The organism is Paraburkholderia strydomiana (genome assembly GCF_046030495.1).
GTDB lineage: Bacteria > Pseudomonadota > Gammaproteobacteria > Burkholderiales > Burkholderiaceae > Paraburkholderia > Paraburkholderia strydomiana_A.
Genome location: NZ_JAQQCJ010000034.1, coordinates 21,369 through 35,141, shown reverse-complemented (window position 1 = coordinate 35,141; position 13,773 = coordinate 21,369). Strand labels below are relative to the sequence as shown.

15 protein-coding genes are annotated in these 13,773 nt (G+C 65.5%); 8 read left to right on the top strand and 7 right to left on the bottom strand.

The genetic code is table 11. From position 1 onward, the window contains the following. Positions 1–54 precede the first annotated feature (54 nt). From PQQ53_RS31450 to sctU, 7 genes are read right to left on the bottom strand one after another with little or no spacing between them, the layout of a single operon-like run. Positions 55–1,098: a hypothetical protein gene (locus PQQ53_RS31450; protein WP_408148665.1), complete on the bottom strand. Its 1,044-nt coding sequence runs from the start codon at positions 1,096–1,098 to the stop codon at positions 55–57. Beyond that, entirely contained in the window at positions 1,095–1,358 is a 264-nt protein-coding gene (gene sctS, locus PQQ53_RS31445; protein WP_408148667.1) for a type III secretion system export apparatus subunit SctS, read from the bottom strand. Before sctS ends, PQQ53_RS31450 begins: the two co-directional genes overlap by 4 nt. A 9-nt stretch (positions 1,359–1,367) precedes the next feature. Beyond that, the gene (gene sctR, locus PQQ53_RS31440) at positions 1,368–2,018 is read right to left on the bottom strand and encodes a type III secretion system export apparatus subunit SctR (protein ID WP_408148669.1); all 651 of its coding nucleotides are present in this window, start codon (positions 2,016–2,018) and stop codon (positions 1,368–1,370) included. Further along, on the bottom strand, positions 2,005–3,183 hold the full coding sequence (gene sctQ, locus PQQ53_RS31435) for a type III secretion system cytoplasmic ring protein SctQ (RefSeq protein ID WP_408328472.1): 1,179 nt from the start codon (positions 3,181–3,183) through the stop codon (positions 2,005–2,007). The genes sctR and sctQ overlap by 14 nt, the downstream gene beginning before the upstream one ends. Further along, positions 3,180–3,911 carry a type III secretion system protein SctP gene (gene sctP, locus PQQ53_RS31430; protein WP_408328469.1) on the bottom strand — a complete coding sequence of 244 codons (732 nt, stop codon included), beginning with the start codon at positions 3,909–3,911 and terminating at the stop codon, positions 3,180–3,182. Before sctP ends, sctQ begins: the two co-directional genes overlap by 4 nt. A gap of 30 nt (positions 3,912–3,941) precedes the next feature. Then, on the bottom strand, positions 3,942–5,999 hold the full coding sequence (sctV, locus tag PQQ53_RS31425; protein ID WP_408328466.1) for a type III secretion system export apparatus subunit SctV: 2,058 nt from the start codon (positions 5,997–5,999) through the stop codon (positions 3,942–3,944). A gap of 34 nt (positions 6,000–6,033) precedes the next feature. After that, entirely contained in the window at positions 6,034–7,158 is a 1,125-nt protein-coding gene (gene sctU, locus PQQ53_RS31420) for a type III secretion system export apparatus subunit SctU (RefSeq protein ID WP_408328463.1), read from the bottom strand. 336 nt (positions 7,159–7,494) lie between these two features. On the opposite strand from sctU, the gene PQQ53_RS31415 reads away from it, so the two are divergent. The 8 genes from PQQ53_RS31415 to sctT are packed head-to-tail and all read left to right on the top strand — an operon-like array spanning position 7,495 to position 13,740. Then, positions 7,495–8,076 carry an HrpB1 family type III secretion system apparatus protein gene (locus tag PQQ53_RS31415; RefSeq protein ID WP_408148679.1) on the top strand — a complete coding sequence of 194 codons (582 nt, stop codon included), beginning with the start codon at positions 7,495–7,497 and terminating at the stop codon, positions 8,074–8,076. A 24-nt stretch (positions 8,077–8,100) separates the two neighbouring features. Continuing rightward, a complete protein-coding gene (locus PQQ53_RS31410) occupies positions 8,101–8,517 on the top strand; it encodes a hypothetical protein (protein ID WP_408328460.1) in 417 nt (138 codons plus the stop codon). A gap of 2 nt (positions 8,518–8,519) precedes the next feature. Continuing rightward, entirely contained in the window at positions 8,520–9,368 is an 849-nt protein-coding gene (gene sctJ, locus PQQ53_RS31405; protein WP_408148683.1) for a type III secretion system inner membrane ring lipoprotein SctJ, read from the top strand. A 34-nt stretch (positions 9,369–9,402) separates the two neighbouring features. Next, positions 9,403–10,107, top strand: a complete 705-nt coding sequence (locus tag PQQ53_RS31400; RefSeq protein ID WP_408328457.1) for a type III secretion protein HrpB4 — start codon at positions 9,403–9,405, stop codon at positions 10,105–10,107. Then, a complete protein-coding gene (sctL, locus tag PQQ53_RS31395) occupies positions 10,104–10,997 on the top strand; it encodes a type III secretion system stator protein SctL (RefSeq protein ID WP_408328454.1) in 894 nt (297 codons plus the stop codon). The genes PQQ53_RS31400 and sctL overlap by 4 nt, the downstream gene beginning before the upstream one ends. Beyond that, the gene (sctN, locus tag PQQ53_RS31390; protein ID WP_408328451.1) at positions 10,994–12,355 is read left to right on the top strand and encodes a type III secretion system ATPase SctN; all 1,362 of its coding nucleotides are present in this window, start codon (positions 10,994–10,996) and stop codon (positions 12,353–12,355) included. Before sctL ends, sctN begins: the two co-directional genes overlap by 4 nt. 48 nt (positions 12,356–12,403) lie before the next feature. After that, a complete protein-coding gene (locus PQQ53_RS31385; RefSeq protein WP_408148691.1) occupies positions 12,404–12,934 on the top strand; it encodes a hypothetical protein in 531 nt (176 codons plus the stop codon). Then, a complete protein-coding gene (sctT, locus tag PQQ53_RS31380) occupies positions 12,931–13,740 on the top strand; it encodes a type III secretion system export apparatus subunit SctT (RefSeq protein WP_408148693.1) in 810 nt (269 codons plus the stop codon). The genes PQQ53_RS31385 and sctT overlap by 4 nt, the downstream gene beginning before the upstream one ends. Positions 13,741–13,773 lie beyond the last annotated feature (33 nt).

Genomic DNA, 13,773 nt, shown 5'->3' with positions numbered 1-13,773 from the left:
GTTGCAGGCTTAACATTACGCGAGCGGCGGTCGTATTCAATCCGGATTGCGAAGCTATGACGCAGGCCCCGAACCGCTTCCGCGCGGAACGCCGGCTGCCGCGCTGCTATCGTTGTCAAATGCCTGTGCATGGCTGGTGCCGCGCCTCGATTCGTTCTCCGGCGCGATCGCGCCGGTCGCGCTGCCGTCTGCGACACGCCAGCGCGACATGCCGAGCGCGTTGTGCTGACTCAGCGAGCGTTGCCGCAGAGTCGGGCTCGAGGTCCGCAGATCGTGAAACGCGCAAAGCGGCGTCAGCGCGCCAGTTGCCCCACTGCCGGCGCTAAAGCGCAGGAAATCGCGCAGGAAACCTTGCAGGTCGTCGTAGCCCGTCTTTGTGTAGTCGAGCGCGAGGGTGCGCGCTTTCAGCACATCCTCGGTAACGGCGTGCGGGTCATGGCCGGCGCAACGTTGCCGGATGAGGGCCTCGCGCATTGCGTCGACATACACGAGCGGCTGGTCGTGCGTGCGTGCCGCAACTGTCTGCAGTTCGGTACGCCCGGCCGTGTTGATGCGCCCGAGCGCAAGAACGCGTTTCCTCATCGCACCGGGACGTTGCTCGTCGCGGTTTTGATCACGACTGTCGCCGTGGTTGCCTTCGCGCTGGTCCGGCCATCGGCTAAGCGCGCCTGTTTGTGCGGTCGGCAGATCGCGTGCGGCGTGAGCCACGTGCCACCGCAACGTGCGCACCGGACGATGCGGGCCGCGCTGCGGATGCTCGGGTGACGGCCTCTGCTTCTGCCGGCGGCGTTGATGCTGATTCTGGTCCTGCGGCTGCTGTTGCTTGTGCTTCTGCTGATGCTGGGGTTGTCCGCGCTCGTCGTGTTTGCCCGGCGCATGCGTCGGCGACTTCGCACCATGCAGAAGATGTTCCAGTTGAACCGCATTGGTCGCTCGATGATGCGGCGCGGGGCCACTGGCGTGCCGGAACAGACTGTTGCGGTAGGACCGCGGTATACGGCTAACATGCCTGCGGCTATGAATGGCGCCCTCGTGCTCCGCTGCGGAGGTTTCCTGAACTGCCGCGCCCGCAGGCGTGTAGCGATCGGCCGTGCTCATGTCGGCACGGCCACGCTGAGCAGGCGCATCGCGAAACGCAGGATGGTCGAGCCGCTCCACGCGGCAGTCAGCACGATTGTTCCGGTGACCGCGCACAGCTTGACGCAATGCGAGATGGTCTGGTCCTGTAGCGACGTCACCGCCTGGACGAACGCGACAATCAACCCGGACAGCGCCGACACCACGATCACCGGAAGTGAGATATACAGACACAGCAGCAGCCCCTGGGTGGTGAGGCCGATCAGATCTTCCGTTTTCATGAGGCGCGCCTATTTGTAGGTGAGAATGAGGCCGTGAATCAAGGTTGACCAGCCGTCCATGGCGACGAACAGCAGCAGCTTGAACGGAATGGCGACGTTGGTGGGCTGGATCTGGTTGAGCCCCATCGCCAGCAGTACGTTGGCAATGATCAGGTCCACCACGATGAACGCGATGTACAGGAGGAAGCCGATCTTGAACGCGTCGGCGAGCTCGGTGAGCGTGAAGGCGGGGGCCAGCACGATCAGGTCGTCTTCCCGCAATTCGTTCGCGAGAGCCTGCGGCCAGATCACATGCGCTGAGCGCAGGAAGAACAGCCGCTCACGTTCGCGCGAGTGCTTCTTCAGAAACTGCCGGAACGGCTCCTGTGAAGCGCCGAACGCCTGGATCATCACCTGCGCGGGCGAGGACGCCAGTGTCTCGTGGCGCATCGTTTCACCCGCGCTCATGCCGATCGGCGCCATCACGTACAGCGTGACCAGGATTGCGATGCCGTTGAGCACCATGTTCGGCGGCACCTGCTGCACGCCGAGCGCGTTGCGCAACAGCCCGAGCACGACGACGATCTTCGCGTACGAGGTCACGACCATCGCGACGAACGGAATCAGGCCGATCGCAATGACCGCGACGAGTAGCGCGGTGAGGTCGTTAATCTGCGTCATGGCTGCCGAACATCTCGATGACGCGCACGCCCAGTTGTTCGCCGACGCTGACGAGTTCTCCCACGCCGATCAGCTGGCCGTAGGACACGAGCCGCACACGTGCATCGCGCAGCGTGCCTGGCAATTCGAGTACGTAGCCGGCACGTAACGCCGACAGCTGAACCAGCGGCAGCGTCACGGTTTCGATTTCGAATCTCACCGGCAAGTCGAGTTCGTCGATGGAAGTGCCCACGTCCGGTTCCATGGCGGGCAGGTCGCTGCGATCGTTGCGGTAGGTCATGTCGGGGTCCCTGTTGATGACAAGCTGTTTGCCGTCGAGCGTCGCGCGTGCGACGAACTGATGCATTCCTGGCGGCCCCCAGCGAAGCTCGAGGTCCGCCACCGGCCCGCTCGCGCCGTCCAGGCCGCGCAGCGAGGGGGCGAGCGCGCGCAATATCACGTCGCCGGAGCGTAGCCGGTTCAGCGTGCCGATGCGCAGCTTCTTGTCGCCGACGATCAGATAGCCGGGTACGCGGATGCCGCTCACGCGCTGGGTGAAGGGCAGCCGGTGCGCGCGCAGTTGGCGTTCGAGCAGATCGAGCCAGGCGGTATCGACGTTGCCGAGTCGGCATTCGAAACGCTGCGCGTGACGGGTGAAGCGCACGTCGAGCGTCGGGCCGTCCGGGGCTCGCCGGCCCAAGGCGGCGACGCCTACACCGGGCGCGCCGAGTGTGTCGAGTGCATCGATCAGCGGCGCAAGCAGTAGCGCGGCCACCGCGCAGCGCAGCGGAGCCGTCGCGGACGCGTCATCGTGGGCGACGCTGGTTGCCGCCGCGGTCAGAGCGGGATATTGCGCTGGATCGAGGCCGATCGAGGCGAGACCGCCTTCGTATTGCAGATCGATCCAGCAGGCGTTCTGCGGGGCGCCGTCCCCGATGCCGTGACCGACATGCCAATCGGCGATGTCGAGCGCCTGGCGAAAGCGCTCCTCGAGGCGCCCGTCGCAGAAAAGCCGCGTCAGGCGGGCGATGGCGGGATCGATCGAGGGAAGTGCGATCGCGGAATCATGCAACGAGCTGACGAGGTGACGTGCGGAAGTCGCTGTGCGGTCCATGTAGAGACGAGCCAGATACTCGTTAATCGGTTGAAGGGAGTTTTCTTCGCCGGGCAATCGGAAGGCGCTCACGCGGTTTCGATCGACACGTCCCGGGGTGTATCGAGTTGAAGGAGCAGGTTGGTCAACTGTTCCTTCAGTACGTGTGCATGTCGGGATACTAGTTGCCGGGTGCTGTTCGAAGCCGCGTCGAAGCGAAGCGTCAGGCAGAAACGCGAAAGATCGAGATGCAGCATGCAGCCGGGCAGCAATGCGTCGTCGAGCTTCAGCGTCAAGCTCCAGTTGCCGTTCTCCACCACTGCGTCGTCGCTGCAGAAATCGGCGACGTGCGCGGCGACGAAACTCATCAGTTGGGTGAGCCGTAACTGCTCGATCCCAAGCGCGGCGACGAACGGCGCGGCGTGTGCCTCGATGCGGCGTTCCCGGGCCTCATGCCGCGCCTGCGCGCGCGCCAGAGCCGCGTGTGGATTAGTGCCGTCGGCGCCGCTCATGAGAAGGTCGTCCTCGTCTTCATCTTCGCCTTCAGGTTCATCGCGCTCGTCCACGCAGGCGGCGACTCCACCGGCGGCGCTTGAGGCCGTGCAGTACGGCCCGATGTCGCGGCCGTCGCGTTCGGGGGCAGCGCCGGCCGGCGGCGGCCGTTCTCCATGCGCGCGCAGCGCCTCGCGTAGCGCGGCCCGTTCGCTGCGCAAGCGTGCCTCTCGAACGAGTTCGCGATAGTCGATACCGCGCCGCATACGCGCGCGCGGTGCGTGGCGGCTGCTTCCGTCGGAATCGTCGTCGGGCGCGAGAATGCGCAATGTAATCGGGGAGCCGTCCATGGCCGCTCCTTACAGCGCGACACGTCCGAGCGGACGCAGTTCGACATGTTCGCCGAGTTCCTGATACGAGTAGACGCGCAGCCAAGGGATGTGTGCCTCGATCATGCGCCGCACATAGCGGCGTATATCCATCGACGTGACGAGCGCGACGTCGCTGCGCGCCGTGTCGCCGGCATAGGTGGCGATGCGCTCGGCGAGCGCGCGAACCTGGTCGGGCGGCAGGGCGAGAAAGTTGCCGGTGGGTGTCTGCTTGATCGATTGACGGATGTGCTGTTCCAGTTCGTTGGTGAACAGCACTGCTTCGAGAGTCGGCGCGCCGCCGCTCGCCCGGTAGGCGATGAAACGTGACAGGTCGCCGCGCACGTACTCCGTGAGCATCAGCATGTCCTTTTCCTTCGGCCCCCAGTTCACGAGGCTTTCCATGATGCTTCGTGCGTTGCGGATCGGCACGTTCTCTTCCAGCAGGCGGCGCAGCACGTCGGCGATCCGTTGCAGCGGCAACGCCTTTTGCACTTCGGCGATGAGACCCGGATATTCCGCGCCCAACTGGTCGAGCACCCACTGCGTTTCCTGAATGCCGAGGAACAGTTTCGCGCGAGCCCGCAACAGGCCGATGGTGTCGTTTGCGATCACCTGTTCGGCGCGCCACAGCACCGCGCCGCCCGGCGCCTGGCGTTCGGGCGCCCAGTAGCTGTCCGGCATGCCGCCCGCCGGACCCGCCTTCTCGCATAGCGCGGCGAGCGCGGGGTCGGACGCGGCGCCCGGCACCATCACCTTGCCCTGCGGAATGCGCAGACGCGCGCTCGGCACGTCCTGCACGAGGACCTCGAATTCGCCGGTTTCCAGATCGGTGGCGGTCCACATCGTGATGCCGGGGAACGGCAGGCCGATCTCCTCCTGCAAGGCGGTGCGTTGTGATTCGAAGGCCGCGTCGAGCGCAGCGGGCGACAGACGCTCGGCCAGGTCGTGCGCGAGCCGTACGCCGAGCGCGCTGGTGAACTGCGGCGCGTGCTTGAGTATGGTCGGCGCGTCGCCCTTCGAGCCCGCGCGTTGCAGCGCCATGACTGCCTTGCCTGATTGCTGCGCGGCGCTGCCGTCCGGGCGCCGCGCCAGTTTGTAACCGGCGAACGCGAGAGCCGCCGACAGCAGCAGAAAGAGTTCCCACGGAAAACCGGGCACCGCCGCGAAGCCGAGCAGCAGCAGAGCGGCGAAGTACATCGCGCGGGAGTTGCCGCCTACCTGGCGCAAAATTTCGTCGCCGAGCGAGCGGCCGCTTTTTTCCGATGTCTCGTCGGACACGCGCGTGATCATCACGCCGGCCGCCACTGAGATCAGCAACGATGGAATCTGCGAGACCATCGCGTCGCCTATCGACAGAATCGAGAAGCGGTTTGCCGCGTCGGCCGCGCTCATGTCGTGATAAGCCATGCCCACCGCGATGCCCGCGACCATGTTGACGAGCGTGATGATGAGGCCCGCGATCGCATCGCCTTTCACGAATTTCATTGCGCCGTCCATGCCGCCGTATAGCTGGCTTTCGACCGCTAGCCGCGCGCGTTTGCGGCGCGCTTCGTCGGGCGTCAGCAGGTTCGCGCGCAAGTCGGCGTCGATGCTCATCTGCTTGCCCGGCAGCGCGTCGAGCGTGAAGCGCGCGCCGACCTCGGCGACCCGTTCCGAGCCCTTGGCGATCACGATGAACTGCACGGTCGTGATGATGAGGAACACCACCAGACCGACCACCAGATTGCCCCCGACCACCAGTTCGCCGAAGCTCTCGATGATGTGACCCGCGTCGGCGTGCAGCAGGATCGACTTGGTAGACGCGATGTTCAGCGACAACCTGTAGAGCGTCGTGAACAGAAGCACGGACGGGAACGACGAAATCTGGGTGATCGACGGCACGTACATGGTGACCATCAGCAGCACGACGCTGATGCAGATGTTGACCGACAGCAAGCCGTCGATTATTTCCGGAGGCAGTGGCAGGATCATCAGCGAGATGATCGCGACGACCACCAGCGCGATGCCGATTTCGCCGCCGGCGGGGAACTTCAGGGTCTTGAGCATGCTTGGCTCCAGGGGCTTCGAGGGGACTCGTGATTCATCGCGGGTCGTGAAGAGGTGCCTCCCCGCCCGCGGTGTCGTCAGCGGACGCCGCGCGCACGGACTCAGGCACGGGCGGCGGCCGCATCGACTGCACCCAGCGCAGGATTGCCGCTACCACCTGGAACAGTTCCGGCGGGATCGACGCGTGTTCGTCGACCTTGTGGAGCGCGCGTGCAACGGGCGGATTGGCAACAATGGGCACGTCGAACTGCGCGGCGAGCCGGCGAATCTCGAGTGCGTCGGCATCGACGCCCTTAGCCAGCACCACCGGCAACGGCGATTCGTCGGGCGCATAGCGCAGCGCGACGGCATAGTGAGTCGGGTTGACCACCACCACGTTCGAACGTGCGACAGCCGCCTGGCGGTCGCCGCCGCCGTTGACCATTTCCTTCGCGCGCTTGCGCCGCTCACGCTTGAGCTTGGGTTCGCCTTCCCGCTCTTTCATCTCGCGCTTCACCTCGTCCTTCGACATGCGTTGCGAGCGCAGCATCAGCCAGTGCTGGATCTTCCAGTCGACGGCGCCGATCGCCAGAAACAGCACGGCGGTGACGAACAGCACCTTGAGCAGCGCGCTCCACAGGATCGAGGAAAGCAGCGCAAGAGGCTCGTACATGGCGGTGGTGATGAGCGGAAACATCGACACCATCGTCTTCCATAAGGCAACGCCGACCACCAGCGCCTTGATCGTCATCTTCAGCAGATCGATCATCGAGCGCTTCGAAAAGATCTTCTTGAAGCCTGTCGCGGGCGACAGTCGATCGAACTTAGGCATTACCGGATCGAAGGCGACCTGAACGCCTACTTGCGCGCCGATCGCGAGCGCGGCGGTCAGCATCGCCACAATGCTCACCGCGCAGCACGCAATCGCGCCGGTCGCGAGCATATGCATCAGAGCGGAGGCAAGCGCCTGCGTGGAGCGGTCGGTCGAGCAGAAATCGAGCGCGAGATTTATCGTTTGATGCAGCCCGTCGAGGAGCGGGCGCGCGGCAAACTTGCAGATCGCGATCACCACCAGCACGAGCAGGGCCGCGACGAGGTCGCCGCTTTTCGTCACGGTGCCTTTCTTGCGCGCGTCCTTCAGCTTGCGCCGGGTGGGCTGTTCGGTTTTTTCGTCGCTCATGAGCTTTCCGTTAGGCCGCCCGGTCCCGGGGGCACGCTGCGTTTCTCACGCATGGCTCGACGATAGGTGAACAGCGTCTAGCAAGACGGGCGGCGCGCGAAGACCGGCTGATCAGTCCGAAGCGGGTTCAGCGATCAGCGACAAGGCGGCGCGACACATGGCGCGGGCCGCTTCATGGCGAATGAACGGAATACGCCGAGGCACACTTCGCGGCTCTGTAGGCTTCGCAATCCTGAGGGTCGCTTCGCCCCGACGCATGGGTGGGCCGCTGCGGGTTTGCTACCTTGAGCACGTCGACGATATTCATTTGTTCACTTCTTCAAAGGCGAAACAGACATGGACGGCAAACCTGAATACGCGAAGTGCAGCAACAAGCTGGTGAGCGCGTTGCGCGAAGTCGTTCGGCTTGCGCTGCTCGACCAGTTTCCCAATCCGCGCATGGGTAGCGACGAGGCCGAGCATCTGCTCGACGCGCTGCATGTGCTGCGGCTCGGCCGCCCCGAACTGACGCTTTACGACGGCTTCGTGCATATCGTGCATCGGAACTGGATCGACGCGATAGCGGTGTTCGAAGGCCTTGCGTCGCAAGGCAAGTGCATGCCGGGCAGCAAGGCGATGCTCGCGTATTGCCTGAACGCGAGTGGCAATTCCGACTGGCGCATCGTCGCCGGGCAAATGCGTGACGACGACGGCAGTCTCACCGAGGACGCGCGCCTGCTGCTCGACTCGATCGAATTGCGCGCGGATCTGCAGCAGGCGCAGCTCGATGCGCAAGCGTCCGGCACGTTCCAGGTGCCCGAATCGCTCGGCCGCTTGCGTGAGCGGCTTGGCATCCGTCACCCGAACGAGGCGGTCGAAGGTGAGTCGGCGCACGCTTCTTTCGCCAACGCTGAAGAAGGTCAGTACCTGCGTCTTTGAGCGCGATCCGATCCGGAGTAGAAAATGAATCTCAGCCTACCCATGCTCGAACTGCCGCAGATGCTCATGCAAGGCGCGGCCGGCGCTGGCGCCGGTGCGTCTGGCGCGGCGCTGCCGCCAATCCATGCCGCGCCGCACGAGGTCGCCAGCTTCGAACAGATGATGCAGCGCGGCGTGCTGGCGCCGCCGCAGCCGCACGGCAGCCACGCCGGCTCGCTCGCTTCGCAGCTGGTGCTGAGCGAGGACGAGGCGCTCCAGACAGTCTCGAACGACGCGCTTTATATGCTCAACAACGCCAATCAGATGACGTTGAACGAGATCGCGGCGTCGTCGATGCAGATGCAGATCGAGACGACGAGCTTGCAGGTGGACATGTCGATGAAGATCAGCGTCGTGGAGTCGTCCAAGGGCGCGCTCGAAACTCTCATAAAGAACCAGTGACCATGAACCTCGCTAACCGTATTGGCCGGCGCGGCGCGTCGCTTTGCCTCGTGGCGGCGCTTTGCCTGACGCTCGCCGGCTGCAAGCAGGAGTTGTACGGCAATCTGAGCGAGCATGCCTGCAATCAGATCGTGGCCGCGCTGCTGCAGGCCGGTATCGACGCGAAGAAGGTGACCGGCGACGGCGGCAAGACCTGGAGTGCGCAGGTCGACGAAGGCCAGATCGTGCAGGCGATGAACGTGTTGCGTGAGCACGGTCTGCCCGAGCAGAAGTACGACGACCTTGGCGCGCTGTTCAGAAAGGACGGCCTCGTCTCGACGCCGACCGAAGAACGCGTGCGCTTCATCTACGGCGTGTCGCAGGAACTGTCGGACACGCTCTCGCAGATCGACGGCGTGGTGGTGGCGCGCGTGCATATCGTGCTGCCGGACAACGATCCGCTCGCGACGACAGTGAAACCGTCGTCGGCGTCGGTGTTCATCAAGTATCTGCCGACCGCCAACCTCACCACGCTCGAGCCGCAGATCAAGAACCTGGTGGTGCACAGCGTCGAGGGTCTGTCGTATGACCAGGTAAGCCTGACGGCGGTCGCCGGCAATCCGCTCGACGCCGTCGCAAGGACCGATGCAGGCAGTCCGGTCATGCGAACGGTCGCTATCGTCGTGTTCGTGCTCGCGGCGCTGTCGCTGCTGTTCAACTGGTTGCGCAGAAAGACGGGCGGCGCCAGAGCTGGCGCCGACGCCGGCAGCGCGGCCGCGGAGCCCACGCTCAGGACGGAGGAGCGGATCGGCGCGGGACTGTCGGCCGGGCTCTTCAAACAGTCCAAGCCGGCCGACGGCGCGCACGGTTGATGAACGACTGCACGGGCAACGCGGAAATGAGCACATGACGACGGACATCGACAGGCACGGCAGTCTGGCGCTCGAACTCGCGCGCCGGCTCGCGCAATACCAGGCGAACCGCAGCACGCTGTTCGACTGGATGGACCCTGGGTGGCTCGGCGGCGTCCAGCAGGCGGGTGAGGGGGCCACGGCTGCGCGCTTGCGTCAACGGGCACGCGCGCTGGACGCGTGGCTCAGTGAGGCAGGCTCGCCGGTGCCGCCCTTCAACGCGTTTCGCTCCGATGCCGCACTGCTAGGCGCGCTGCCGCTCGACGACGCGTTTGCCGCGTTGTGTCTGCGCGCGTTGCACTTCCGGCGAGCGGAATTGCGCTACTGGGTGGATCGGGAGAGCCGCGAGAAAGTCACGCAGTGGCTCGGACGCGCCGGCGCCGCGGCGCTGCGCTGGCTCATTGAGATACCGCATGCGCCGGCGGCCGACCGGCTGATCCGCGAGCATGGCATGGAGCCGCTCGACAGCCTCGACGATTACGCGCTCAGTTGGGAGGGGTTCTGTCTTTTCAGCGCGAGCGGGCTGTGCGCGCCGTCGACGCCGGGCGGTCTGCTGCGCTATGCATGGCCTCGCGACGCGCTGCCGCCGCGCTGGCTCACCGCGAGCAGTACGGGCTGCTACAGCGACGAGAGTCTGAACGTCGTACGGCGGCTTGGCGACTTTTATGCAAATGTGAATGCGCAATGGAGCACGACATGATCATCTGGCTCAGGGAACCGAATAGCGAACGCAAGCCCGACGGCGCGAGCATTGGCGTGGGTGTCGACCGCGACGTGGTGCCGCGCGAGGCGCTCGCGTCGCTCGTGGAACTGGACGAAGGCTATCTGGCGCTGCAACAGCAACACGCCGACGTGCTCGCGCAGGCCGCCGCCCAGGGCGACGCAATGCGCGACGCCGCGCGTGCCGACGCCGACGCGCTGCGCGCAGAAGCCCGCCGCGAGTTCGACACGGCTCATGAACGCGGCTACGACGCGGGACGCCGTGAGGCGCTCTCGCAGTGGTACACGCGCACCGCGCAATTGCTGGCACAACGCTACGAACTGCAGATGTCGTTGCGTCAGCGGGTCGCGGATCTGGTCGTGCGCGCGGTCGAAAAGATCGTCGTCAACGAAGAGCCTGCGGCGCTGTTCGCGCGCGCTTCGGATGTCGTCGAGCGGATCATCGAGGGGAGCCGTTGTTTGCAGGTGCGCGTTCATCCCGATGAGCGCGACGCGGCCGTCGAAGGGTTTTCGCATGCCGTCGCGCAATGGCGCGAGCGGGGCCAGCCGGTGCAATTAACGGTGCTGGCGGACCGTACGCTCGAGCCCGGCGCCTGCGTGTGCGAATCCGACATCGGTTCTGTCGATGCCAGTCTGAAGGTGCAGGTCGACGCCGTCCGCACTGCGGTGGAGGCCGCATTGCGCCGGGTAGTGGGGGAGGCGGCGGAGCTTGCAGGCGCTGCCAATGCTGCGGAGATCGCGGCAACTGGCGAGGAGGTGTCAGCCGTGCCAGCGATGCCAGCAACCTCGGCGACCTCGGCGACCCCCGCCGCGGAAGTCGAAGCCAGCAACGAAGCCTATACCGGGAAGCCGCAGGAGGAGTGGGCATGAGCTCGGCGCGGCAAGACGGCGCAGTCGCCGATCAGGAACTCGACCAGCTCATCCAGCTTACCGAAACAATCGGCCAGGAGATCGGCTCCGCACAGCCGCTCGCGACGCGCGGCAAGGTGATGGAAGCGATCGGCACCTTGATTCGCGTCAGCGGTGTCGACCTGCGTTACGGTGAATTGTGCGAGTTGCGCACCGGCGAGGACGAGCTGATGCAGTACGCCGAGGTGGTGGGTTTCTCGCGCGATACCGCGCTGCTGTCGCCGTTCGGCCGCTTCGACAATCTGTCGCGCGACACCCAGGTCGTCGGCTTGCGGCGCCCCATGTCGGTCCCGGTCGGCGACGCGCTGTTCGGCCGTGTGGTCGACAGCATGGGACAGCCGATCGACGGCGGCGGCCCGCTCGGCACGGTCGCTTCAGCACCGCTGTATGCGGCTCCGCCGGGTGCGATGAGCCGCCCGCTGCTCGAGCATCCGCTGGATACGGGCGTGCGCGTGGTGGACGGCATGATGACGCTCGGCGAGGGGCAGCGCGTGGGCATCTTCGCGCCGGCCGGCGTCGGTAAAAGTACGTTGATGGGTATGTTCGCGCGCGGTACCCGTTGCGATCTCAACGTGATCGCGCTGATCGGTGAGCGCGGCCGGGAGGTCCGTGAGTTCGTCGAGCAGATTCTCGGGCCGGAAGGCATGGCGCGCTCTATCGTGGTGTGCGCCACATCGGACCGCTCGTCGATCGAACGCGTGAAGGCCGCGTATGCAGCGACGGCAATCGCAGAACACTTCCGCGACGCCGGCAAGCGCGTCCTGCTGATGATGGACTCGCTCACGCGCTTCGCGCGCGCGCAACGCGAGATTGGCCTCGCGGCGGGCGAGCCGCCCGCGCGCCGCGGCTTTCCGCCGTCGATCTTTGCCGAGTTGCCGCGTCTGCTCGAACGCGCAGGCCTGTCGGAACGCGGCTCGATCACCGCGCTCTACACCGTGCTCGCGGAAGACGAGTCGGGCAGCGATCCAATCGCGGAGGAAGTGCGCGGCATTCTGGACGGCCACATGATCCTGTCGCGCGAGATCGCGGCGCGTAATCAGTATCCGGCGATAGACGTAATGGCAAGCCTGTCGCGGGTGATGCCGCAGGTGACGGATCGCGCGCACATGGACGCCGCCGGCCACGTGCGCCGCCTGCTGGCCAGGCATCGGGAGATCGAGACGCTGCTGCAACTCGGCGAGTACCGGCCTGGTGGCGATCCGGTCGCCGACGAAGCCGTGCGCAAGATCGACGCAATCAAACAGTTCCTGTGCCAGCGGACCGACGAATTCAGCACGCGCGCGGAGACGCTCGCGGCCCTGCACCGGTTGCTCGTCTAGCGACGCGGATAAGGCGGACCACGCAATGAAAATGGACGGAGAAGGGCAATGACGTCGCCGCAGCTGAAGGCGTTCTCGATGGTCAAACGCCGCCTCGAGCGGGCGCGCGACAAACTGCGCGACACGCTGGCGCACCAGCAGATCGAGCGCGACGAGGCGAACGCGCAGGTCGCGACGCAGCGGCAGGAAGTGGCACGCGCGACGGGCGACGTCGAGCGGATCGAGGCGCGCATCGACAGCCTCCTCGACGGCCGGTGCGCGGTGCGCATCGACGAGATGCTGAGCTGGCAGGAGACGCTCGCACAGTCGCTCGCCCAACGCACGGCCGCCCTCGGGATGCTGCAACGGTTGCAGGAGGCGGTCGCGGCAATCGAGGCGAAGCTCGCCGCGACGAGGCTCGACATCGTGCGTCACGACACCCGCGTGGAGTTATGCGACGCGCGCATCGACGGCCTGCGCCGGGAGGCGGAGATGCGCGCCGACGACCTGCAGGACGAGGAGGCCGAAGAAGCGTTCGTCGGCCGCAAGCTCGCGCGCGAGGCCGCGGCGGGCAAGCCGGTGCGGGAGGCGTCGCGATGACTAACGTGTTTCAGAGCGGCATCCCGTTTCTGGGCGGTACGCTGCTCGAGTTTCTGACGCTGATTGCGCTCTGCGGCGTACGCCTTCTGGTTCTGCTGACGATCTTCCCTCCGACCGGCGGCAACGTGTTGAACACGCAGATCCGCAACTCGCTGGTGATCCTGTGGGCAACCTATATCGCATGGGGCCAGCAGGCGCTGATGCCGCAAATGCACGGCACATTCCTCGCGGTGGTCGCGGTCAAGGAGGTGCTGATCGGCCTCGTGATCGCGTTTGTCGCATCGCCGGTATTTTGGGTTGCGGAAGCCGTAGGCACATACATCGACGACCTGACCGGCTACAACAACGTGCAGATCTCGAACCCGAGTCTCGGCCAGCAGACCACGCTGACCTCCACGCTGCTGATCCAATGCGCGATCGTCGCGTTCTGGACGCTCGGCGGCATGACGTTCCTGCTTGGCGCGGTGTTCGACACATATCGCTGGTGGCCGCTCGCAAGCGTCACGCCAGTGCCGGCCGCGTTCATCGAAACGTTCGTGATGGCGCAGACCGATTCGCTGATGGTCTCGGTCGCCAAGCTGGCGGCGCCGGCCGTGCTGCTTTTGCTGCTGGTCGACATCGGCATTGGCCTGCTGTCGCGCGTGGCGCAGCGGCTCGACCTGATCTCGCTCGCACAGCCCGTCAAGGGCGCCCTAGCGGTTCTGCTGCTCGCGTTGATGATGGGTGTGTTCATCGGCCAGGTGAAGGACCAGGTTGCCCTGCTGCATATCGGCGATCAGCTGCGCGCGCTCGCCGGTGTCAAATAACACGGCTTCGGCCGGTTCAGTCGAGGAGGGTTG

Coding starts and splice junctions, on each gene's coding strand:
- PQQ53_RS31450 (WP_408148665.1), bottom strand. CDS start 1,098: ATGAGCACGGCCGATCGCTACACGCCTGCGGGCGCGGCAGTTCAGGAA.
- sctS (WP_408148667.1), bottom strand. CDS start 1,358: ATGAAAACGGAAGATCTGATCGGCCTCACCACCCAGGGGCTGCTGCTG.
- sctR (WP_408148669.1), bottom strand. CDS start 2,018: ATGACGCAGATTAACGACCTCACCGCGCTACTCGTCGCGGTCATTGCG.
- sctV (WP_408328466.1), bottom strand. CDS start 5,999: ATGCTCAAGACCCTGAAGTTCCCCGCCGGCGGCGAAATCGGCATCGCG.
- sctU (WP_408328463.1), bottom strand. CDS start 7,158: ATGAGCGACGAAAAAACCGAACAGCCCACCCGGCGCAAGCTGAAGGAC.
- PQQ53_RS31415 (WP_408148679.1), top strand. CDS start 7,495: ATGGACGGCAAACCTGAATACGCGAAGTGCAGCAACAAGCTGGTGAGC.
- PQQ53_RS31410 (WP_408328460.1), top strand. CDS start 8,101: ATGAATCTCAGCCTACCCATGCTCGAACTGCCGCAGATGCTCATGCAA.
- sctJ (WP_408148683.1), top strand. CDS start 8,520: ATGAACCTCGCTAACCGTATTGGCCGGCGCGGCGCGTCGCTTTGCCTC.
- PQQ53_RS31400 (WP_408328457.1), top strand. CDS start 9,403: ATGACGACGGACATCGACAGGCACGGCAGTCTGGCGCTCGAACTCGCG.
- sctL (WP_408328454.1), top strand. CDS start 10,104: ATGATCATCTGGCTCAGGGAACCGAATAGCGAACGCAAGCCCGACGGC.
- sctN (WP_408328451.1), top strand. CDS start 10,994: ATGAGCTCGGCGCGGCAAGACGGCGCAGTCGCCGATCAGGAACTCGAC.
- PQQ53_RS31385 (WP_408148691.1), top strand. CDS start 12,404: ATGACGTCGCCGCAGCTGAAGGCGTTCTCGATGGTCAAACGCCGCCTC.
- sctT (WP_408148693.1), top strand. CDS start 12,931: ATGACTAACGTGTTTCAGAGCGGCATCCCGTTTCTGGGCGGTACGCTG.